Here is a 21,536-nt window from a genome sequence, read left to right as displayed (position 1 = left end):
TGCCAAAATAAACCTGTCCCTTTTTGGCAGGTCTTAGAGGCGGACGGTGAAGGTGATCTGATGATCGTGGCCGGATACGGTGGCTGATCCGCCATGGGCTTCGGCGATGGCGCGCACGACGGACAGCCCCACGCCCGAGCCACCTGTCTTGGAGCTGCGCGACACGTCCGCACGATAGAAGCGGTCGAACAGCCGGTCCAGGTCGCCCTCGGGCAGCTCATCAACAGCATTCGATACGACAAGCTCGGCCGAGCCTTTGCCCGCACCGCGCGAAACGGCACGCAGGCTCAGCTCGATCACGCTGTCCTCGCTTGCGTAGCGTGTGGCGTTGTCCAGCAGCAGCTCAACAACCTGCGCCACTGCCGCGGCATCGGCATGGGCCCGCACACCGCTCGCGATCGACGTCGACAGCCGCTTTCCGCGCGAAACCGCCACCGATTCAAACGGCGCCGCAGCCTTGTCCACGGCCTCCGAAAGATCGATCGATGTCATGGTAAAGCCCGCCGAGCCCTCGTCCATACGTGCCAAAAACACCAGACGCTCCGTGAGCGCCGTCAGCCGCGCGACCTGCTCGTGAATGCTCTGCGTCCACTCGCTCTCGCCGCTCTCGATCTCTTGGACCTCGTTGGCGGCGTCAATCACGGCCAGCGGCGTTTTGATCTCGTGGCTTGCATCGGTAATGAAGCGCTTCTGTTTGCTATAACTCTCGACCATCGGCCGAATCACGGCACCCGAGGCGACCGTTACAATTGCCAGCACCGCCAGCCAGCCAATACAGCTGATTGCCACACTCGCGTTCAAAAACGAATGGAAACTTGCAAGCTCGCGCGAACAGTCCACGAACACATAGGTAGTCTTTTCGCCTTGAGCTGTGGTCGTATAGCGGTAGTTACCAGAAAACCCAGAGGTCAGGCCCTTGGAATCCAGCCCCATGGCAATACGGGCGGCACGCTTGGCGCCCACCGCGGCAATGCGGGCGGTATTGACATCGACCACCTGCCCTTCGACAAGCGTCACCGTAAAGTAGCGCGTGTCGAAGGGAGACTCCGCCGTCATGCCTTCAAAATGTCCGGCGTGCACGGCCGCCCGGTCACCTGCAGCGGCCTTACCGGCGCCCACATCCTGGCCGGGGTCGGTCTTAGGCTCATCTGTCCAATCGATGCCATCCTTGCCTGCCAGGATATAGTCCAGTCGTGCATCGGCCATCTTGCAAACATGCGAATAATTGACAATGTTGATGCCAGCGATGATGAGCGTGAGCACCACGGTCACAGCGCCCATGGCAACGAGGATGAACTTACGACGCAGGCGACGGCCCATTGCACTGGCAGCATCGGCGCGCCCCGGATTACCCGAGCCCACACCCATGCCGAGCTTCGCCGCCATGCGCTTGCACCACGTGCGCACGCTCACGCCCGTTCTCCTTCCTCGACAACCTCGAGCGAATATCCCTGGTTGCGCGACGCGCGGATGGCAACGTTGGCACCAAGCGCCGTCAGCTTTTTGCGCAGGTACGAGATATAAACCCACACCACGTTGGCGCCTTCGGGCGCGTCCTCACCCCAAACCTCGAGCATCAGACGTTCAGTGGGCATGCGCGTGCCGGCGTTGCGCATAAAGAGTTCCATAAGCTGAAACTCGCGATTGGCCAGGTGCTCCTCGCCCAAAGGTCCCACAAGCGTGCAAGCCGCCGTGTCGAGGCGCACGTTACCCACGCTGAGCGTCGTGGCGTCAATTGCCGTCGCGGCACGCGTCATGGCACGAATACGCGCAAGCAGTTCCTTGGCGGCAAACGGCTTGGTCAGGTAATCGTTGGCACCGGCATCCAGGCCCTCGACCTTATCGGACACCTCGCTTTTTGCCGTGAGCATGATGATGGGCAGTCGCTTTCCGGCGGCGCGTGTACGCTTGAGCACCTCGATGCCGTCCATGCCGGGCATCATGATGTCCAGGATTGCGGCGTCGTAATCGTTGGTGAGTAGATTCTCGAGCGCCGTCAAGCCGTCGAGGGCGGTGTCGACCTCGTAGTCGCTATGTTGAAGAATCGCGGTGAGGGCGCGGGAGAGACCAGGTTCGTCCTCGGCAAGCATCAGCTTCATAGTTGCTCCTTTGGCGCATGGAAATACAGGTTTCGATACTGCCGATAATAGCGCACCGAAAGCTGCCTTAGCACAGCCCTAGCGGCTCAACCTGCGCGTTTTCAAATACGCAAGATATGGCTTAGCCAAACTTAAAGCGCAGATGCCAAGCGTCTGGACGCATGCCGGCCGTAGAAGGACGGAGGCTCGTCCTTTCGCGGCGTCCTAGTTATGCAAAGCGTTCGAGCGCTATTCCTCGTACGCGCCCTCAAGCCGAAGCAGCCACTCCTTGCGATCAAGGCCGCCAGCATATCCGTTGAGCGATCCGTCGGCCGCGACCACGCGATGGCATGGCACGATAATCGAAATGGGGTTACGCGCAACCGCAGCCCCCACCGCGCGAGGAGATACAACGGGTGCCTCGTTTCCCGGCACATGATGTCGAGCCGCAACACGCTGGGCGATCTCGCCATACGTAGCGACCTCGCCACGCGGGATAGAAAGCAGCTCAAACCAAACCTCGCGCTGAAACGCCGTGCCAATCAAATGCAACGGCGGCGTAAACCGAGGCTCCTGCCCCGCAAAATAAGCATTCAGCCAAGCCCAAGAACGCTCAAGCACCGAAGAAGCCGCGCCATTTGCCGGACTCACCGGCAACATGCCACCGGTACCGGAAACCGCGTCGGCGCCTTCAACATGTTCGGAGTCTTCCCGGAGAAGCGTGGAACCAAAGTGCTCCTGCCCCTCAAACCAAAGCCCCGTCAGACCGCGGCCATCAGCGGCAAGCAAGATTTCGCCCAAAGGCGAAGCAAATGTCGTCGTGACCACCAGCGGCTCCTTTCAAAACTCCGCAACATAATACCGCGAATTGTGCAGACAACCCCAATCGACCCCAAAGTCACCCAAGGCAGCAGGCGCGACAGCGCCCCAGCTGCCGCACGACCCCAAAGTCCCCGCAGGCAGCAGGCGCAACGCGCCGCAGCTGCCGGCCGCGCTCCGCAGCCCCCCCAAGGCGGCAGGCGCAAAGCGCCGAGGCCGCCGCCGGGACTAGGGCCCGCAACAACCACGTGCCCCCACATCAGCCCAGCGGCCCCAACCAGCAACGGCTCCATCGCAGGCCGCTCGCAGCCGAGTCGCCGCAGGCGGGGGCCGGGCTTAGTTTTCAGAACACTCCGCAGACCAGTGTGGCGCCTTGTCCGCAGCTCCGAAGGAGCAGGACAAGGCGCCACACATGGTCGAGGACGTTCTGAAAACTAAGCCCGGACCCCGCCGGACAGGTCGCACTACTCGCAGAGCAGCTTAGCGATCTGGACGGCGTTGGTTGCCGCGCCCTTACGGATTTGGTCGCCGCAGCACCAGAAGGTGATGCCGCGCGCGGCCTCGGGGTTCGAGATGTCGCGACGCACACGGCCGACCCAAATCAAATCCTGGTCGGAGGTGTCCATCGGCATGGGGAAGCGGTCGTGTGCATCCTCGGCGCTCATGTCGTCAACCAGTTTCACTCCCGGAGCGGCAGCCAGCGCAGCACGGGCCTCTTCCACCGTGATGTCGCGCTCAAACTCGAGCGTAACGCTCTCGGAGTGCGAGCGCAGCACGGGCACGCGCACGCAGGTGCAGTTCACGCGCAGCTCGGGCAGGTGCATGATCTTGCGGCCCTCGTTCTGCAACTTCATCTCCTCGGAGGTAAAGCCCTCCTCCTTGACACCGCCGATCTGCGGAATCAGGTTGCTCGCCAGCTGGGCGGCAAACGCGCGCGGCTCGGGAATCTCCTCGCCACGGCCCAGGGCGGCAAGCTGAGCCTCGAGCTCGGCCATACCGGGAGCGCCAGCGCCCGAAGCTGCCTGATACGTGGACACGATCATACGCTTCACGCCAGCAAGCTGGTGCAGCGGCCACGTGGGAACCAGGCCGATGATGGTCGCGCAGTTGGGATTGGCGATAAGGCCGTGATGCCACTTGATGTCGTCGGCATTGATCTCGGGCACGACCAGCGGCACCTCGGGATCCATGCGGAAGGCGTGGCTGTTGTCGACCACGACGGCGCCGCGCTTGACGGCCTCGGGCAGTAGCTCCTTCGCAATATCGTCGCCGGCGGCGCCGAGCACGATGTCGCAGCCCTCAAAGGCCTCGGGGCAAGCCTCCTCAATCACAACCTGCTCGCCGCGGAACTCGACGGTCTTGCCCGCAGAGCGCGCGCTCGCTAGCAGCTTGAGCTTGCCGACCGGAAACTCCTGCTCGTTGAGGCACTCAAGCATCTGGGTGCCCACGGCTCCCGTCGCGCCCAAAATAGCAACCGTGCACTGTTTCATGCTTCCCCCTTTAAAGGCTGTGGCTTTTGCCCGCACGCCGAGCAGGCCGATTATTGTTGCCAGTGTATACAAGAACAGGGCGGGCACGAAACCCGCCCCGTCGAAACGAAACCGAAACGAAACGCCCCGCCGTAGTTTTTGAAGCAAGTCCCAAAAATCTACTGGGATAGCAGCTACTTGTGGAGCGCGGCCGGAGCGGGATCGACCGGCACGGGAGCCTCCAGGTCGGAGACCTTCACAATGCCGTTCTCGTCGGAGAAGGCGCGGTAAATGGTCCGAATCGCCAGGTCGAAGTCCTTCTCCTCTACGCCGATAATGATGTTGATCTCGTCGCAGCTCTGCGAAATCATACGTACGCTCACGCCGGCCTGACCAAGCATGCCAAACAGATGGCCCGAGATACCTGCGCGGCCGCGAAGGTTACGGCCGACGGTCGCGATGAGCGCCAAACCCTCGACAACCTCGATCTCGAGCGGCTCGACCTCCTGCTGAATGTCGCCCACGAGCGAGTACAGCGAGTCGTGCACATCCTGCTCCTGCACCACGGCGCCAAAGCGGTCGACGCCGGTGGGCATATGCTCGACGGAAACGTCATAGCGTTCGAACACCGAAAGTGCACGGCGCATAAAGCCGACACGGGGCTTGGTGCGGTCGCGGGCAACGTTGATGGCGACAAAGCCGCGCTTGCCGGTCACGCCGGTAATGATAGGCTCCGCCTCACCCTCGTCAGCCGTCTCGCTAATGATGGTGCCGGGGTCCTGCGGCGCATTGGTGTTCTTAATGACCAGCGGAATACCCGCCTCGCGCACGGGGAACACGGCCTCCTCGTGCAGGACGCTTGCACCCATGTACGAAAGCTCTCGCAGCTCCTCGTAGGTAACGCGGGCGATGGGCTGAGCCTCGGGCACAATGCGAGGATCGGCGGAATAGAAGCCCGAAACGTCGGTCCAGTTCTCGTACAGATCGGCGCCCAGGCACTTGGCCAGAATCGAGCCGGAAATATCGCCGCCGCCACGATCGAGCAGCTTGATCTGGCCCTCACGCGTCGCGCCGTAGAAACCGGGCATAACAAAGCCGCCCTGCTGACCGTACTCCTGCACCAGCTCGGAGGTGCGGTTCATGCTGAGCGTACCGTCGTGATGGAACGCCACAACTGTCGCGGCGTCCAGGAACGGTAGGCCCAGGTACTCGGCCATCAGGCGAGCGGTGAAGTACTCGCCGCGGCTTACGAGCTCCTCGGTGGAGTAGCCACCGGAGCGAGCACGCTCGGCAAAGGCCGCAAACTCTTCGCGGATGGGATAGGTGAGCCCCAGCTCGTCAGCGATATCAAAATAGCGCTGGCCAATGTCCTCGAGCAGCTCCTCGCACGACACGTGGTACTTAACGTGCGCGTTAACCAGGTAGAGCAGGTCAGTCACCTTGGTGTCGCCCTTAAAACGGCGACCGCAGGCAGAAACCACCACAAAACGGCGGGCCGGATCGGCATCGACGATGGCCTTGATCTTCTTAAAGTGTTCGGCGTCGGCGACCGACGAGCCGCCAAACTTGGCAATCTTAATCATGGGCTGGAGGTTACCTTTCTAAAAAGCCTCTGCGAACCTATTTTGCGCGCTCTGATACCATGGTTACACCGATTGGGACTAAGGCATCCGAGGAGCAGTGTTATATGGGAACTTATCATAGTACACGAGGACGCACTTTATCGTGCTCAAGTAAGGTGGCAATCCGTACCGGCATCGCTCCCGACGGGGGTTTGTTTGTCTCGGACGAGCTGGGCACCCAGCAACTCGATATCAGCTCGCTTGCAGATAAATCGTACTTTGAAATCGCTCAAGATGTGTTGGGAATGTTACTGAATGATTACACGGACGAAGAAATTTCGGCCTGTGTGAATGAGGCCTACCGCGGTACATTTGCGAGCGAAGAGGTCACGCCGCTCGTCAAACTCGACGCCGCACCGGGCGCCGACGCCCCTCAGACCTATGTGATGGAACTCTTTGGCGGCCCCACGAGCGCCTTTAAGGACGTCGCCCTGCAGATGCTCCCCCGCCTTATGGCCCGCACCTCCGCCAAGGACGGCGGCGCCGAGCGCATCATGATCGTCACCGCCACGTCGGGCGACACGGGCAAGGCGGCACTCGCCGGCTTTGCCGACGCTCCGGGCACGGGCATCACTGTCTTTTATCCCGAGGGCAAGGTCAGCCGCGTCCAGAACCTGCAGATGTCCACGCAGGAGGGCGACAACGTCGCTGTCTGCGGCATCCGCGGCAACTTTGACGACGCCCAGAGCGCCGTCAAGCGCATCTTTGCCGATAAGGAGCTTGCCGAGCGCTTGGAGGCCGCTGGCACGGTGCTTTCGAGCGCCAACTCCATCAATGTCGGCCGTCTGGTACCGCAGGTCGTCTACTACTTTGCCGCCTATGCGCAACTGCTACGCGCCGGCGCTATCGAGGCTGGCGACGCCGTAGAGTTCTGCGTGCCCACCGGCAACTTTGGCGATATCTTGGCCGGCTACTACGCCAAGCGCATGGGTCTGCCCGTCGCCAAGCTCGTCGTGGCGAGCGACAAGAACAACGTGCTTGCCGACTTCCTGACCACCGGCGTTTACGACCGTAACCGCCCGTTCTTCACGACCATCTCGCCGTCGATGGACATCCTCATCAGCTCCAACCTGGAGCGCATGCTCTACTTCCTGTCCGACGGCGACTGCGAGCTCGTTGCCGGCCTTATGGAGCAGCTTGCCCAGACCGGCCGCTACGAGGTGCCCGCCGAGCTGCTGGCCAAGATCCAGAGCGTGTTTGGCTGCGGCTGGGCCAGCGAGGACGAGGTCCGCGCTGCCATCAAGAGCTGCTGGGACGCCAACGGCTACGTGATCGACCCGCACACCGCTTGCGGCTATCACGTCTTTGAGCAGGTCGCTTCCGCCGAGGGCGCCAAGGCCCGCGTGCTGCTTTCGACCGCCAGCCCCTACAAGTTCCCGCGCGCCTGCTGCGACGCCTTGGGCCTCGACGTTCCCGAGGACGATTTTGAGGCTATGCATGTGCTCGAGCATGCCACCAACACGGTCGCCCCGGCACAGCTCGCCGAGCTCGAGTCCAAGCCCGTCCGCTTCGAAGACGTCTGCGACGTCGATGAGCTGGACAGTTACGTCGAGTCTGCAGCAAAACGAATGAGCACCAACTAAACCCCTTATTAAGCGCCGGCGAAAGCCGGCGCACCTTCTTTTATCAGAAACCCACCGGGATGATGACGAGCTGACATGCGGGTCTGCCTGTTTAGTTCGTCGCGAGTTCCGCACGAGCCGGAAAGCACTTAATGTGCTTTCCGAGCGAGCCAGGACTGCCCGAGCAGCGAACTAAACAGGCAGACCGCCCAGGAGATTCCCATGATCAAGATCACCGTCCCAGCAACAAGCGCCAACTTGGGCATTGGCTACGACACCCTCGGCATGGCCGTCAGCCTCTACTCACACTTTACCTTCGAGCGCGCCGACAAGCTCACCATCACAGGCTGCCCCGAGGAGTTCCAAAACGAGAATAACCTGGTCTATGTGAGCTTTGTCGATGCTCTGGCCGCCTGGGGCGAGCCAGCCTTCCCCGTCGCTATCGACATTCAGACCGACGTGCCCGTCGCCCGCGGCCTGGGTTCCAGCTCCACCTGCGTCGTCGCTGGCATTATGGCTGCCGCCGCGCTGACGGGCCACACCGTCGACCGCGCCGAGCTCGTCCGCATCGCCACCGAGGTCGAGGGACATCCCGACAACGTCGCCCCCGCCATCCTTGGCGGCGCCGTCTGCTCCTTTACACCGACCGATTCGCTCCCCCAATGCCTGCGCTACGAGGTGAGCGATCGCTTGCGTTTTATTACCGTGATTCCGCCCTACGAGGTACATACGAGCGAGGCGCGCAAGGTCGTGCCGCAGGAGATTCCGCTCTCCACCGCCGTGTGGCAAATGGGCCGCATCGCCGGCATGACGCGCGGCCTGGAGACCGGCGACCTGGATCTGATTGCCGCCGCCAATGACGACCGCATCCAAGAGCCGTATCGCCGTCGCCTGATTCCCGACTACAACGCCGTGCGCGACACCTGCCTTAACGGCGGCGCCAAGACCATCTGGATCAGTGGTTCGGGCTCGACCCTCATGGCTGTGACCGACGACACCATCGTGGCAAAGTTCTTGCAGGTCAAGCTGCGCGAGCAGTTCCCTAAGTGTGATACGCATATTCTGACGTGCGACACCGAGGGCGCTCAAATCGAGTACCTGTAGACATCGCTGGTTAATCCTTTCGGGCCGCCCAAGGGTATCCCCTTAAAAACGTCCTCGCACTTGAGGCCCGCTTATCCTGCTCCTTCGGAGCTACGGATAAGCGGGCCTCGTGCTGCGGATTGTTTTTAAGGGGATACCCTTGGGCGGCCCTACAGCAACGTGGTCGACGATGTCTATAGGAACCCACGCTTTGAAGGGGCGCCGGGCTGATGGTTTGGCTTTTTATTGGTGGGGGCCCTTACTGGGATGGGACCCTTACTAGAGGCAGGCCTCGGCGATGCGGCGTTTGAGTTCGTCGATGCCGGTGCCGGTTTGGGAGCTTGTGATGATTACGTTTTCGGCCGGGACGTTGAGCTGCTTTTTGATGGCTGCTGCTTGGCGGGCCTGCTGGGTGCGGCTGAGCTTGTCGGCTTTGGTGAGGCAGACGATAAAGTTGAACTCGTTGCCCTGCAGGTAGTCGATCATGTCATGGTCGAGCTTACTGGGGTCGTGGCGAATGTCAACCAGCGACACGACCAGGTTAAAGCTGCGCTCGGAGTCAAAGAAGTCGCCAATAAGCTCGGCCCAGCGGTCGCGCTCGGCCTTAGAACGACGGGCGAAACCATAGCCCGGCAGGTCGACGAAGTGCACGTCGTCGGCCTCGAAGAAATTGATGTTGCTTGTCTTGCCCGGTGTGCTCGAAACCTTGACCAAGTTCTTGCGGCCAAAGAGCTTGTTCATAATCGACGACTTGCCCACATTGGAGCGGCCGACAAAGCTCACTTCGGGGCAGGTGGACTCGGGAATCTGCGAAACCTTGCCGTAGCTGGCGACGAACTTGGCAAGTTGGTAGTTAATGGAATCGGCCATGGACACTCCTTGGTCGTAGGTTCTTACAAAAGAGCGCGCTATTGCGCGGCGGCAATGCGGCGGACGATATCGAGCGTGATGTTACTTGCGACACGCGCGTACTCGAACAGATCGAACTCGCGGTCACAAATCGCATCGTACGCCTCGTCACAATTATCGCTGATAGCGCGCAACACCAGGCAATCGACACCATTTTTGGTTGCGACATGGGCAATTGCCGCGCCCTCCATGCCGACACAATCGGCATGCGTCGCCTCGATAGCGTCATTGCGCATGGCGGCGCCCGTCACAAAGCGGTTACCCGTGGCAATCGTGCCGACCAGGAACTGTTTGGTGCCCTCGTTCGAAGCGACTGCATTTGTCGAAGCGTCAACAAACCCACGCTCAGCAAGCACGTCGACGGCAATATCGACCAGCACGGGTGTCGAGCCAAACTCCTCGAGCCCCGGTGCGGACTCGGCGATAAGCGCGGTATCGGTATCCAGATAGCGTAGGCGTTTGCCAATGACCACGTCGTCGATATGGAGCTTGGGGTTCAAACCGCCCGCAATGCCCGAAAACACAACAGCCTGCGGAGCATACTTGCTAATGAGGTGCTGTGTTGCAGCAGCGGCGTTCACCGTGCCCATGCCCGCCGTTGTGGCGACAACTGTCAGACCGTCGAGCTCACCGCTCACAACGGTCAAGCCTGCCTCCCGCGCCTCGCAAACGTCGCTCAGCTCTTCCTTAATCTGCATGATCTCTTTTTCGAGCGCACCGATAATCGCGATGGTAGCCATACCATTCCCCAAACCTATACGAAATTCTCAACCACGGTATGGTATCAGCATTTTGTTTGACCTCGCCAAACGAACACGCTAAGCCAGTGCAGCTCGCGTATCAAACAGAGCCTTTGCAATCGCGGCCGTAACCTCGCTCGAGCGGTCGCTCCACGGCATCGATGTCATGACGCTCATGACATAGGTACGGCCATCGATGTCGATAAGGCCCGCATCGCATGTCGAATAGTAACCATCCTCGCTAATCCAGCCTGCCTTGTTGCGCACCAAAACCTGCTCGTCCGCAATGCCATCGCGAATAAACGATCGCGATGTTGATGCCAGAAGGCCCGACAACCACTGTGAAGTCTCGGTATCCGTGCTCAGATACTCGCTCATCTCGCGCCATAACCTGGCAGAAGTGCGCGGGCAGTAGGTCGGAAGATCACTCATCGGATCCAGTGCTGTTTCGTCATCAACACCCAGATTGGCAATCCAATCCTCATAGCCATCATGGTCAAACGACGCACGTAACGCGATAAACGAATCGTTGTCCGAGTTGACGACGGGACGGGGCTCCTTAGCAATCAACTAGGTGCCCGGGGGCACTCATTTAAGTCTGTCCCCAATGAGTGCCGCTAGCCGATGGCGTTTTTGAGTTCGGCGCGGCGCTTTTTCATGCCGGCCATGACGGCGTTGCGCAGCTCGGGCATGCGCGCGGTATCCATCTGGGGCACGCCCTCGAGCTTATAGGGAATCCCCAGTTGCTCGTACTTGACGACACCCATCGTGTGATACGGCAGCATTTCCAGGCCCACCACGTTGTGCCATGGAGCGATCAGGCGACCGAGCTTCTCGCATTCCTCCGCCGTGTCGGTAATGCCCGGCACCACCACGTGGCGAATAACAACCTTAATCTTGCGACGGGCAAGCTCATCGCCAAACGCCAGGATGCGCGCAGGATCGCAACCGGTCAGCTTTTTATGCTCAACCGGATCGGCATGCTTGATGTCGAGCAGCACCATATCGGTCTCGTTGAGAACAGCATCGAACTTCTCCGGATGCCTGGGATCAAATGCATAGCCACAGCTGTCTAGGCAGGTGTGTACGCGGCCATCGGGGTTGTTGTGCATCACGCGGAACAGGTCGGCCAAAAACTCGGGCTGCAGGAGCGGTTCGCCGCCCGAAACCGTAATTCCGCCGCTGCGGTAAAACTCATGGTTGCTCTGGAACTCGTCCATCAGGTGCTCGACGGTCACCATGGTGCCGCCGTTAACCGACCAGGTATCGGGGTTATGGCAATACGCACAGCGCATGGGACAGCCTTGGACAAACACTACGAAGCGGATGCCGGGACCGTCGACCGTTCCCATCGTCTCGATTGAATGCACGCGGCCAAGGGCAAACGCAGAGTCCTCGGGACGAGCGTCCACACCCTCAAGCGTCATTTCTGCCATTCGCGCTACCTTGCCTCTCCTTGGATGCAACCAATTAAAATGCCAGAGCCATTCTAGCCCATGCGTTTGCGTTTAAACGTCTCGGACTAGAACGGCACGTTTTAATCTATCCCCCATCACCATGGCTGGGGGCTACGTCGAGATGTCAGGCTGGAGAACGCTCGCCTGCGGCATTTACGCCTTAAGCGTGAGCACCGCGCCGAAGGCGGTCGGGCCGCAATGGCTCGAGATGACGCCGCCAACCTGCGTCCAGGTAACGTCCTCAAAGCCCAGGTCGTGCGCATAGACTTCCATGTCGTCGCGCAGCTCCTGGGAAAGGCCCACCGAATACGCCAAGCCAATGTGCGAGTAATCAATATCGCCCTTGGCAACCATGTGGTCAATAAAGGCACGGGCGCATTTGAGCATGGAGCCGCGGAGCTTCTTGGTCGCCACGAACTTGCCACCCGTCACCTCAATGCAGGGCTTAATCTTGAGCAGATGAGCGCCCAGGAACGCGGCGTTAGACAAGCGACCGCCCGCCTTAAGGAAGGCAAGGTCGGTAGGAACAAAGCCCAGCAGCACGCGGTCCATGACGGAGTTCGTAAAAGCAAAAATCTCATCGACGGTGGCATCGGGGTGAGCCTCGATGTATTTGGCGGTCTCGACGGCAACGAGCGACTGGCCAACCGAAACAAAACGCGTGTCCATAGAGAAGACGTAGTCGCGGCCCTTAGCTGCAATCTTGGAGGACTGATGCGAGCAGGTCGTGGCCTCGGAATATGCGAGATGCAAAATGGTCGCGTCGGGCTGCTCGGCATGGATGCGGTCGTACACGTGAGCAAAATCCGCAGGCGCGCAGCCACTGGTCTTGGGCATCACGCCAAACTCGTTGCAGCGCGAATAAATCTCAAGCGGATCGATCGAGCCGTCCTCGACGGTCTCGTCACCAATCGTGACATGCATGGGCACACGCACGATGCCATAGCGTTCGCAGAGCTCCGGTGTCACATCCGAACCAGACTCAACCACGATTACGTACTTGCCCATTATCATCACGACCCATCTCGACGTTGGTTATTTATTACGCGCGCACGCCCGTCGCCCAATTGAACAACGACTCCCAAGCACCAGAGAGACGCCGCCCTTCGCCACAACAAAGGACAGCGTCTCCCTGAAATACTCCGTGCTTGCATGAGATTCTACACGGTTTGGTAATGAGTGTTACTTACTCCGCAAACGGTAGCTATATGCGATAAACGGTAGCCACCAAGAAAGCCTGTGTATCCAAAACGCCATGGTCACTCACAATGCGGCTAGCGAGCCAGACGGTAAAACTCCATCGAGGCGTCGCCCTCGGCGCGCAACTGCATCGCCGGCGCCGCAGACGAATAGGTGCGGCTCGTAAGCGCAACCTCGCCGTCGTTGACAAATACCTCGAGCATCGTGGCATCCGAAAGGACTCGCAGGCAGTAAAGCTCGTCGAGCTCAACCGACCTCTTGTCGCGTCCATAGCCCTCATCGCCCATATCAAGTGTGAGCATTCCGTTGGCAAAGCACACGACAACGCCCTCACGAACTTCCAGCTCAATGGACTTCGTCCCCCGGCACGACACGACGGCATCAAACAGTCGACCAGGAGAGCCGACGGTCTCTCCGGCGGTCACCGAAACACGCTCCTTGCGCAGTTGCTCAACCTCGCGCACGGGCCACTGACAGAGCTTACCGTCGCGCATATTCAGCACCCTCGGCACGGTAAGCGCGCACTGCCATCCGCGTTCCACCGTCGGGTTTTGAGCCGTTGCATCGGGGCAGCCGGCCCAACCGATCATAATCCGTCGACCGTCGGCATCTGCAAATGATTGAGGGGCATAGAAGTCAAGACCCGCATCGACCATCGGGGGCATACCCTGCCCGGCGATTTTAAAGCTAGGCGCCTCCCAATCGGCCTCAATACGAAACCACACGCACTGATGCGGGTTTTGGTAACGCCAACCATCGGCGGGCACGCCCTGCGGACAGCAAACGAGAATAAGCTCGCCATCAAGCTCAAACAGATCGGGGCACTCCCACATAAAACCGAACTTCTCGCCGAGCTCAATACGCGTCGCATATTTCCAGCACTCAAGATCGTGCGAGGTATAGACGAGCACGCAACCGCGGTCGTCTTTCGTACGAGCACCAAGAACCATATAGTAGATACCGTCGTGCTCCAGGATCTTGGGGTCGCGCACGTGCGTACTAATATCGTCGGGGTAATCGACCGGACCAACAGCTATGTGCTTCTCCCCCAATTTATCGGGGTTCTCGGTAACCATGTGAATCTGATTTTGGTCGCGCCCTGTCAGCACATAGTCATAATCATCGCGGTCAAAATGCTTGACGTTACCGGTATAGAAGTAGTGAATCTTGCCGTCGTGCATAAATGCAGACCCCGAATACGCACCGCTCGAGTCTAGATCTGAATCGGGGAATAGCGCGGGACCGCGGTTCTCGTACGTCACAAAGTCCTTCGTCGTCAGATGATTCCACAGCACCGGTCCGCCGTGCGCTGCATCAAACGGATCGTATTGGTGATAGATGTGGTATGTATCACCAACCTGCACCAAACCGTTGGGATCATTGAGCCAGCCAAGCTCGGGCTCCGCATGGAACAGAAGTCTATCGGAGTCAGCCGCGATGCGAGCCGCAGTCTCATCCTGCCCGGCACGCCACAGCTCGTAGTCCGAGCGCGTCACCTTATGTTTTTGATCGAACATTCAATCGTCCTTCTTGTAGAGGAGAAGGACGCCCGGCCCATGCGAGCCAAACGCCCTTCTCCAACAGGTCGACCCGTACATTACCTTGACGGATCTGGATTAGAAGCTGACATCAAAGCCGGCGCCTGCACCCTCTTCATCGGTGGTCGGAACGCCCTTTGCCTTGTTGTAGGCAAAGATCAGGATGATCGGGACGAAGAAAGCGATCAGATTGCCAGCCACATACCACACGAGGGTCTCGGGCGTGACGATGAGCAGGCCAAGTACGCCGGTCAGACCCTGGCCGATAGCGCGCACCTCAAAGAGCTTCACGAAGGCACCGCCGCAGCCTGCACCGATGCAAGCGCAGATGAACGGAATGATCGAGTAGCGCATGTTTGCAGCAAAGATAGCGGGCTCGGAGATTCCGACCAGCGTCGGGATAAAGGACGACATGCAGATGTTGCGCTCTTTGGAATGCTTCTTGTGAATGAGATACATGCCGATGGCGCCGCCGCCCTGGGCGATGATGGAAACGGACCAGATGGCCTGGATGTAGTTGAAGCCGGTCGTGGCAACGAGATTAGCCTCGATACCCTGAATGAACTGGTGCGTACCGGTAACGACGAGCGGCTGCAGGAACGCGGCAAAGACGAAGGCACCAAAGACGCCCATCCTGTTGTACAGGACATCGATTACGCCGGCAAGGACGTCGCCAATCAGGTTGCCGAGCGGGCCGAACACGGTGAACAGGGCGACGTTGGCAAGAATCAGGGTAACGGTCGGGACAAAGACGAACGAGACGACCTCGGGGATGTACTTCTGGGCAATCTTCTCGACCTTGGCCATGAACCAGGCGGTCAGGATTGCGGGGAACACGCCGCCCTGGAAAGCAACCATGGGAATGGAGAGCGGACCAAAGTTCCAATACTCAGCACCCGTCGGGTCCATAACGAACGCGTTGCGGTTCACAAGGCTCGGATGAACCATGACGATGCCGACGAGGATACCTAGGATCGGGTTGCCGCCAAAACGCTTGACCGCGCTGTACATCACCAGGACAGGCAGGTAATCGAAGGTGGTAGCGATAATGGCAAAGAAGCTTGCGAGGTTCTTGAGGAACTCGCTGTGGTCGGCAAGGCTGCCCTCCATGCCAAAGAGGCCGTTGGCAACGATCAGCGACTTAAGGCCGATGATGATAGCAGCGCCGACGAAAGCGGGAATGATGGGGATAAAGATGTCCGAGAATACCTTGAGGACCGAGAAGAACTTGCCCTTCTTGTCCGCCTCGGCGCCCTTGACCTCGGAAGCACTGATCTCCTTAACGCCCGTCAGAGCCATAAACTCATCATAGACCTTGTTTACGGTACCGGTACCGAAGATGATCATGAGCTGGCCGCTGTTGTACAGCACGCCCTTGACGCCATCGATGTTCTCGAGCTCGGCCTTGTTGTACTTGCTCGTATCCTTGAGCACCAGACGCAGACGCGTAACGCAATGCGTGGCACCCTCGATGTTATCCAGACCGCCGACGTTATCGACGACTTGCTGAGACACTACTTTGTAGTCCATGTTCCTCTCCATTCCCTTACGAAATCATAAGACGTTTTGTGGCCATTACAGAGATGCGATCGTTGCATTTGCGCACTTGACCGTACCGTCGGTGACCGTCAGCGCCACACCCTGGCCCTGCTTATTGCAGAAGCGAGCGTTAAGCGCAACATCATCGACAAAGATGGTCGCGATATCGTCGTCAACGACCAGGCGCACATGATGAGTGCCCTCGCCCTTAAAGAACAACGGACGCTCGAGGCCCATGTTGTTGACCTGGAACCACGGATACTGGGGGGCCGCCGTAAACTCGAGCTTGCCCTCACGCAGGTTGGCGCGGAACTCATAGGCAAGACCAGACTCGGCGTCCTCGGCGAGCTTCACCGAGAAGCCGGCAGCGTCACCGGCGAGCTCGATGTCGGCGTCGAGCATATAGGTGGAACCGGCATCCGCAGCGAGCACCTGCTCGACCTTGCCCGACTCGCAGGAAAGCTCAAAGGCCTCGACTGCCTTAGCCTCGCCAAAGGCGCCAAGCATGCTGTCGGGGAGTTTGGTGCCAAGCGTTCCGTCGGCACGCTGAACGATCTCGAGGGGCATAAAGGTGCCACCCCACAGGTAAGAGCTGGGGTCGCCGCCCTCGTCACGCGTAGGAACCCAACCAAAGAGAACGCGGCGCTCGCCATCAAATGCGGTACGTGCGGCATAGTACGCGCGGCCATCGAAGGAATCGTCCGCAGGAGTAATCCAGGGACCGTTGATAGAGCGAGACATGCGGTAACGGGTCTTGTTGCCATCGCTGTACTCAGAGAACACCAGATACCACCAGTCGCCCATCTTAAAGAGATCAGGCATCTCAAACATGGTGTACAGGCCCGGATTCCACCAGTCGCCCTGGAACTCCCAGGTATCCAGGTCCTTGGAGGTGAACTTGACCAGACGACCGGTCATCAGACGCTTGTCCTCGCCCACACGCGTGCCGAGGATGAGCATGTACTCTTCGTTCTCCTCATCCCAAAGCACAAAGGGATCGCGCCAGTTGCGGTCATCGTAACCCTCCTGGGGCGGAAGCAGCGTCTCGGCGATGTTCTTCTCCCACTTGACGGCGTCGTCACTCGTTGCGTGAAGAAGAACCTGCTTCATCAAACGTGCGCGGACCTTATCGCGATTGCAACCAGTGTAGAGCGCATGGTACTTGTCGCCCACCTTAAACACCGTGCCGGCATAAACATACTGGTCGACTTCCTCGTCGCCGCCACGCTCAAGGCTCTCGCCAAAGTCTTTGTAATTGACGAAGTCCTTGGTCGTAGCGAGCGCCCAGCCAAACGGCTCTCCGAAAGGTCCGGGGTTACGCGTGTCACGCTGGTGATAGAGATAGAACGTGCCGTCCTCGCCGTACGGCATGATGTCGCCTACCCAAATTCCCTCAGGCTGGTAATACACCTTGTGCATCCGAGACTTCCTTTCCCGCAAGATACTAACTCGGTACAACTGCAAGATATGTCAATCGTTTTCATATGTCAAACGTTTTCACACCAATACGTCTTTTCGCAGTTCCAGTCGTCGGCAAACGGTTGACATATGCCGGCGAACGGTCATCAGAGGCGTTTGAGGAATTCTATTGGCACGGGATGAACTACGCGGTTTTGCCCTCAATGAGTTCAACGGGGAGTTTGATATTCGATTCGGGCTTATCGCCGTTAATAAGAGCGATGATGGATTGCGCCGCGAGCTCTCCGATGCGATCGATATCTTGGCGTACGGTTGTTAAGTCAGGCATAAACGTCATGGTGCGGCGGGCACCATCCGCGCCCACGACCTTAATATCGTCCGGAGCGCTCAAGCCGCGTTGCTTCATCACGTTGAGACAGATGGCCGCCATCGTGTCGTCTCCCGCAAAGATGCCGTCAATATCGGGGTTCTCATCGAGGATCTTCGCAACGACCGCGCTCTTTTCGTCGTCGGACTTAACGAACTCGACCTCACGGACAAGCGCGGGCAAACCGGCCTGCTCCACAACATCGTGGTAGGCATCGGTACGCTTATTGGCAGGCATACGCATGCGGCTATTGTTGCGCAGGCACAAGATGCGCGAACACCCGTCATCGATCAGGCGACGCGTGGCAAGTTCGCCGATGCTATAGCTGTCGCTCGCAATCTGAACAGAGGCCTCGCCAAGGTCGCAGTCGATACCAACCAGACTCAAGCCCATCTCGGCATACGCCTCGGCACCGATATTAAGCGAGTTGACGATGACGCCATCAACCATATTGCGCCGAAGCATATCGATATAAGAACGCTCAAGATCAGGTCGATTGGCGCTATTGCACAGCAACATCTTAAAACCGTTTTCGGCCAGGGTACGCTCAACGGCTTGGACCGCTTGTGCATGAAACGGGCTGCTGACATAGGGAACGATCATACCGATTAGATTCAGGCGACCGTTGAGCATGGCACGGGCGATATCGTTGGGCGTATAGTTGATACGCTCCATCGCGGCATGGACCTTATCGCGGGTCTCTTGGCTAATATAGCCGCGATTATTAAGCACGCGAGATACCGTAGTAGGCGAAACCCCCGCCACCGCTGCAACTTCCTTGATGCCAGGCTTAGCAGAATCCTTAGAACGAGCACCCTCGCGAGCCATAGCACCCTCCCCTCATCAACATGTCATACGTTTACATACGAACAAAGCATACCCCAACAACAGTGGGAAGACGGTAACAGTACAAGTAAGTAAACGACTCATCCAAATAATTAGGAGAGTTCCGCCTAAAGGGTGACTACACAGGACCCCGCCGGGGCTGTTTGGGCTACCTCCCAAAATATTCCGCAGGACGCAAGAAGCCCTCGCCGCACGAAGTGCGCAGCGAGGGCTTCTTGCATGTCCGAGGACGTTTTGGGAGGTAGCCCAAACAGCCCCAGCGATCCTGCGGGAGTTAAACCCCTTTAGAACTTGTTGTGGAAGGTACGCGAAATGACTTCGTCCTGCTGCTCCTTGGTGAGCGTGTGGAAGTTCACGGCATAGCCGGAAACGCGGATGGTCAGCTGCGGGTACTTCTCGGGGTGAGCCTGAGCGTCAAGCAGCGTCTCACGGTTGAAGACGTTGATGTTCAGGTGGTGGCCACCCTTCTCGGCGTAAGCGTCGAGCATGTGGACCAGGTTATCGGCCTGAGTCTCGGAAACTTCAGAAACCTTCATAATGTGTCTCCTTCGATCGATAGGCGCCGGCCGAAACCGGCGCGCTAATCAGTAATCGTTATTGTTAGTATAGCACTAACAATAGTTACTCGCCCAGCTGATCAAGGTCGATATCGCCAAAGAACACCTGGTCCTCCTTGCCGAGCGCACCCGGGATGATGGAGAAGGTGTTGGAGATGCCGTCCTGAGCATCGCGGAACGGGAGCTTGGAAACCGAAGACAGCGAAGCGATGGCGCCGTGGCTATCGCGCTTGTGCATGGGGTTAGCACCCGGGGCGAACGGCTGGCCAGCCTTGCGGCCGTCGGGCGTGGAGCCGGTCTTCTTACCGTACACGACGTTGGAGGTGATGGTCAGAACCGAGGTCGTGGGCACGGAGTTGCGGTAGGTGTCGTTCATGCGGATGTACTCCATGAACTGGTGCACAACGTCGTGAGCGATCTGGTCGACGCGGTCGTCGTCGTTACCGTACTTGGGGAACTCGCCCTCGGTCTCGAAGTCGACAATGATGCCGTTCTCGTCGCGGACGGGGTGGACCTTGGCGTACTTGATGGCGGACAGGGAGTCAGCCACGACGGAAAGGCCAGCAATGCCCGTAGCGAACCAGCGGTGCACGTGCTTGTCGTGCAGAGCCATCTGGATGCGCTCGTAGCAATACTTGTCGTGCATGTAGTGGATGATGTTCAGCGAGTTGACGTACACGCCAGCGAGCCACTTCATCATGTCGTTGTACTTGGCCACAACGTCGTCGTAATCGAGCGTATCGCCCTCGACGGCGCGATACTTGGGGCCGACCTGCTTCTTGGAGACCTCGTCAACACCGCCGTTGAGTGCGTACAGCAGGCACTTGGCCAGGTTGGCGCGGGCGCCGAAGAACTGCATCTCCTTGCCGATGCGCATGGAGGACACGCAGCAGGCAATGCCGTAGTCGTCGCCGTGGTAGACGCGCATGAGGTCGTCGTTCTCGTACTGAATCGAGGAGCTGGCGACAGAAGTCTTGGCGCAGAACTTCTTGAAGTTCTCGGGCAGACGGGTCGACCACAGAACGGTCATGTTGGGCTCGGGGCTGGTGCCCATGTTCTCGAGCGTGTGCAGGTAGCGGTAGCTCATCTTGGTAACGAGCGTACGGCCGTCAACACCCATGCCGCCGATGGACTCGGTGACCCACTGCGGATCGCCGGTAAACAGGGCCTGGTACTCGGGGGTACGGGCAAACTTGACCATGCGGAGCTTCATGATGAAGTGATCCACGAACTCCTGGATCTGCTCCTCGGTGAAGGTACCGTTGGCAAGGTCGCGCTCAGCGTAGATGTCGATGAACGTGGAGGTACGGCCGATGGACATAGCGGCGCCGTTCTGCTCCTTGACGGAAGCGAGGTAGGCGAAGTACATCCACTGGATGGCCTCCTGCGTGTTGGTAGCAGGGTTGGAAATGTCGAAACCATAGGTCTCGGCCATCATCTTGAGCTCGCCGAGGGCGCGGATCTGCTCCTGCAGCTCCTCACGATCGCGGATGTTGTCGGCGGTCATGACCGTCGGGGTGGAAGCCTTCTGGGCCTCCTTGTCCTTGATCAGGTAGTCGACACCGTACAGGGCGACACGACGGTAGTCGCCGATGATGCGGCCGCGGCCATAGCCATCGGGCAGACCGGTGATGATGTGGGCCGAGCGGCAGGCGCGCATCTCGGGGGTGTAGACATCGAAGACGCCGGCGTTGTGAGTCTTGCGCTCGAAGGTGTAGCGCTCGACAACGTTCTCGTCGATCTTGTAGCCGTGCTGGCTGGCAGCCTGGCAAGCGATGCGGATACCGCCGTTGACGTGCAGCGCGCGCTTGAGCGGCTTGTCAGTCTGGAGACCGACGATGGTCTCCTTCTCGCGGTGGGCGTTATCGATGTAGCCAGCGGGGTGGCTCACGATACCCGTAACGGTCTTGGTGTCCATATCGAGGACACCGCCCTGCTCGCGCTCCTTAAGCAGCAGGTCGAGAACCTCGCCCCACAGCTCCTTGGTACGCTCGGTTGGGCCGGCGAGGAACGACTCGTCGCCCTCGTAGGGGGTGTAGTTCTTCTGGATGAAGTCTCGGACGTCAACTTCTCCCGTCCAGATGCCTTCCTTGAAGCCTTCCCATGCCTCCTGCATTGTGTAACCACGCTCCTAGTTACGTGTAATGCGGCGCTCTCTCACACCGCTGCTTATTGAATTCTTGAATGTTAGACCTGCATGACCGGCTTCATTCGCTTTCCGTCGCGCGTTAGCGCAGGGAAAAACGTTTATTCACCTTGGTCTTGCAACCCTAAACCCAAGATTTCACCCGTTAGTGAAGGATAACATAGCCACCCCCTTCATCAGGGCTG

18 protein-coding genes are annotated in these 21,536 nt (G+C 59.1%); 2 read left to right on the top strand and 16 right to left on the bottom strand.

Features of this window, described 5'->3' with window-relative positions:
• Positions 1–33: 33 nt before the first annotated feature.
• The 5 genes from DXB86_RS03185 to DXB86_RS03165 all read right to left on the bottom strand — a co-directional run bounded on the left by DXB86_RS03185 (position 34) and on the right by DXB86_RS03165 (position 5,949).
• Positions 34–1,413: a cell wall metabolism sensor histidine kinase WalK gene (locus DXB86_RS03185; protein WP_117736123.1), complete on the bottom strand. Its 1,380-nt coding sequence runs from the start codon at positions 1,411–1,413 to the stop codon at positions 34–36.
• Complete coding sequence (locus tag DXB86_RS03180) at positions 1,410–2,099, bottom strand: response regulator transcription factor (RefSeq protein ID WP_117563860.1); 690 nt, start codon at positions 2,097–2,099, stop codon at positions 1,410–1,412. Before DXB86_RS03180 ends, DXB86_RS03185 begins: the two co-directional genes overlap by 4 nt.
• A 228-nt stretch (positions 2,100–2,327) precedes the next feature.
• Entirely contained in the window at positions 2,328–2,906 is a 579-nt protein-coding gene (locus DXB86_RS03175) for a methylated-DNA--[protein]-cysteine S-methyltransferase (protein ID WP_233504128.1), read from the bottom strand.
• Between the two features lie 455 nt (positions 2,907–3,361).
• Complete coding sequence (locus tag DXB86_RS03170; protein WP_117736121.1) at positions 3,362–4,387, bottom strand: aspartate-semialdehyde dehydrogenase; 1,026 nt, start codon at positions 4,385–4,387, stop codon at positions 3,362–3,364.
• A 173-nt stretch (positions 4,388–4,560) separates the two neighbouring features.
• Positions 4,561–5,949, bottom strand: coding sequence for an aspartate kinase (locus tag DXB86_RS03165; protein WP_117736120.1), 1,389 nt, complete (start codon positions 5,947–5,949; stop codon positions 4,561–4,563).
• A 104-nt stretch (positions 5,950–6,053) separates the two neighbouring features.
• Here DXB86_RS03165 and thrC point away from each other — a divergent pair, with 104 nt between their 5' ends.
• On the top strand, positions 6,054–7,571 hold the full coding sequence (gene thrC / locus DXB86_RS03160) for a threonine synthase (RefSeq protein ID WP_117736119.1): 1,518 nt from the start codon (positions 6,054–6,056) through the stop codon (positions 7,569–7,571).
• 201 nt (positions 7,572–7,772) lie between these two features.
• Positions 7,773–8,654 (top strand): homoserine kinase, encoded by an 882-nt coding sequence (gene thrB / locus DXB86_RS03155; RefSeq protein ID WP_006234874.1) that lies wholly within the window; start codon positions 7,773–7,775, stop codon positions 8,652–8,654.
• Positions 8,655–8,912: 258 nt separating this feature from the next.
• On the opposite strand, the gene yihA is transcribed toward thrB, so the two are convergent.
• The 11 genes from yihA to pflB all read right to left on the bottom strand — a co-directional run bounded on the left by yihA (position 8,913) and on the right by pflB (position 21,321).
• Positions 8,913–9,503, bottom strand: coding sequence for a ribosome biogenesis GTP-binding protein YihA/YsxC (gene yihA / locus DXB86_RS03150; RefSeq protein ID WP_055252447.1), 591 nt, complete (start codon positions 9,501–9,503; stop codon positions 8,913–8,915).
• 38 nt (positions 9,504–9,541) lie between these two features.
• Positions 9,542–10,282, bottom strand: coding sequence for a 5'-methylthioadenosine/S-adenosylhomocysteine nucleosidase (gene mtnN / locus DXB86_RS03145; protein WP_117736118.1), 741 nt, complete (start codon positions 10,280–10,282; stop codon positions 9,542–9,544).
• Between the two features lie 78 nt (positions 10,283–10,360).
• Positions 10,361–10,852 carry a serine hydrolase gene (locus tag DXB86_RS03140; protein WP_117736117.1) on the bottom strand — a complete coding sequence of 164 codons (492 nt, stop codon included), beginning with the start codon at positions 10,850–10,852 and terminating at the stop codon, positions 10,361–10,363.
• 47 nt (positions 10,853–10,899) lie between these two features.
• A complete protein-coding gene (gene pflA / locus DXB86_RS03135) occupies positions 10,900–11,718 on the bottom strand; it encodes a pyruvate formate-lyase-activating protein (RefSeq protein ID WP_117736116.1) in 819 nt (272 codons plus the stop codon).
• Between the two features lie 174 nt (positions 11,719–11,892).
• Entirely contained in the window at positions 11,893–12,747 is an 855-nt protein-coding gene (locus tag DXB86_RS03130) for a DegV family protein (protein ID WP_117736115.1), read from the bottom strand.
• A gap of 266 nt (positions 12,748–13,013) precedes the next feature.
• Positions 13,014–14,456, bottom strand: a complete 1,443-nt coding sequence (locus tag DXB86_RS03125) for a glycoside hydrolase family 32 protein (RefSeq protein ID WP_117736114.1) — start codon at positions 14,454–14,456, stop codon at positions 13,014–13,016.
• A gap of 99 nt (positions 14,457–14,555) precedes the next feature.
• Positions 14,556–16,007, bottom strand: a complete 1,452-nt coding sequence (locus DXB86_RS03120; protein ID WP_117736113.1) for a PTS transporter subunit EIIC — start codon at positions 16,005–16,007, stop codon at positions 14,556–14,558.
• A gap of 45 nt (positions 16,008–16,052) precedes the next feature.
• Complete coding sequence (locus tag DXB86_RS03115; RefSeq protein ID WP_055252441.1) at positions 16,053–17,435, bottom strand: family 43 glycosylhydrolase; 1,383 nt, start codon at positions 17,433–17,435, stop codon at positions 16,053–16,055.
• 184 nt (positions 17,436–17,619) lie between these two features.
• Entirely contained in the window at positions 17,620–18,630 is a 1,011-nt protein-coding gene (locus DXB86_RS03110) for a LacI family DNA-binding transcriptional regulator (protein ID WP_117736112.1), read from the bottom strand.
• A gap of 302 nt (positions 18,631–18,932) precedes the next feature.
• The gene (gene grcA3, locus DXB86_RS03105; RefSeq protein WP_055252439.1) at positions 18,933–19,184 is read right to left on the bottom strand and encodes an autonomous glycyl radical cofactor GrcA3; all 252 of its coding nucleotides are present in this window, start codon (positions 19,182–19,184) and stop codon (positions 18,933–18,935) included.
• A gap of 85 nt (positions 19,185–19,269) precedes the next feature.
• Positions 19,270–21,321 (bottom strand): formate C-acetyltransferase, encoded by a 2,052-nt coding sequence (gene pflB, locus DXB86_RS03100; protein ID WP_055252438.1) that lies wholly within the window; start codon positions 21,319–21,321, stop codon positions 19,270–19,272.
• Positions 21,322–21,536: the final 215 nt, after the last annotated feature.

The organism is Collinsella sp. OM06-18AC (genome assembly GCF_003438785.1).
Lineage (GTDB): Bacteria > Actinomycetota > Coriobacteriia > Coriobacteriales > Coriobacteriaceae > Collinsella.
This window is presented reverse-complemented; position numbering and strand designations above follow the sequence as displayed.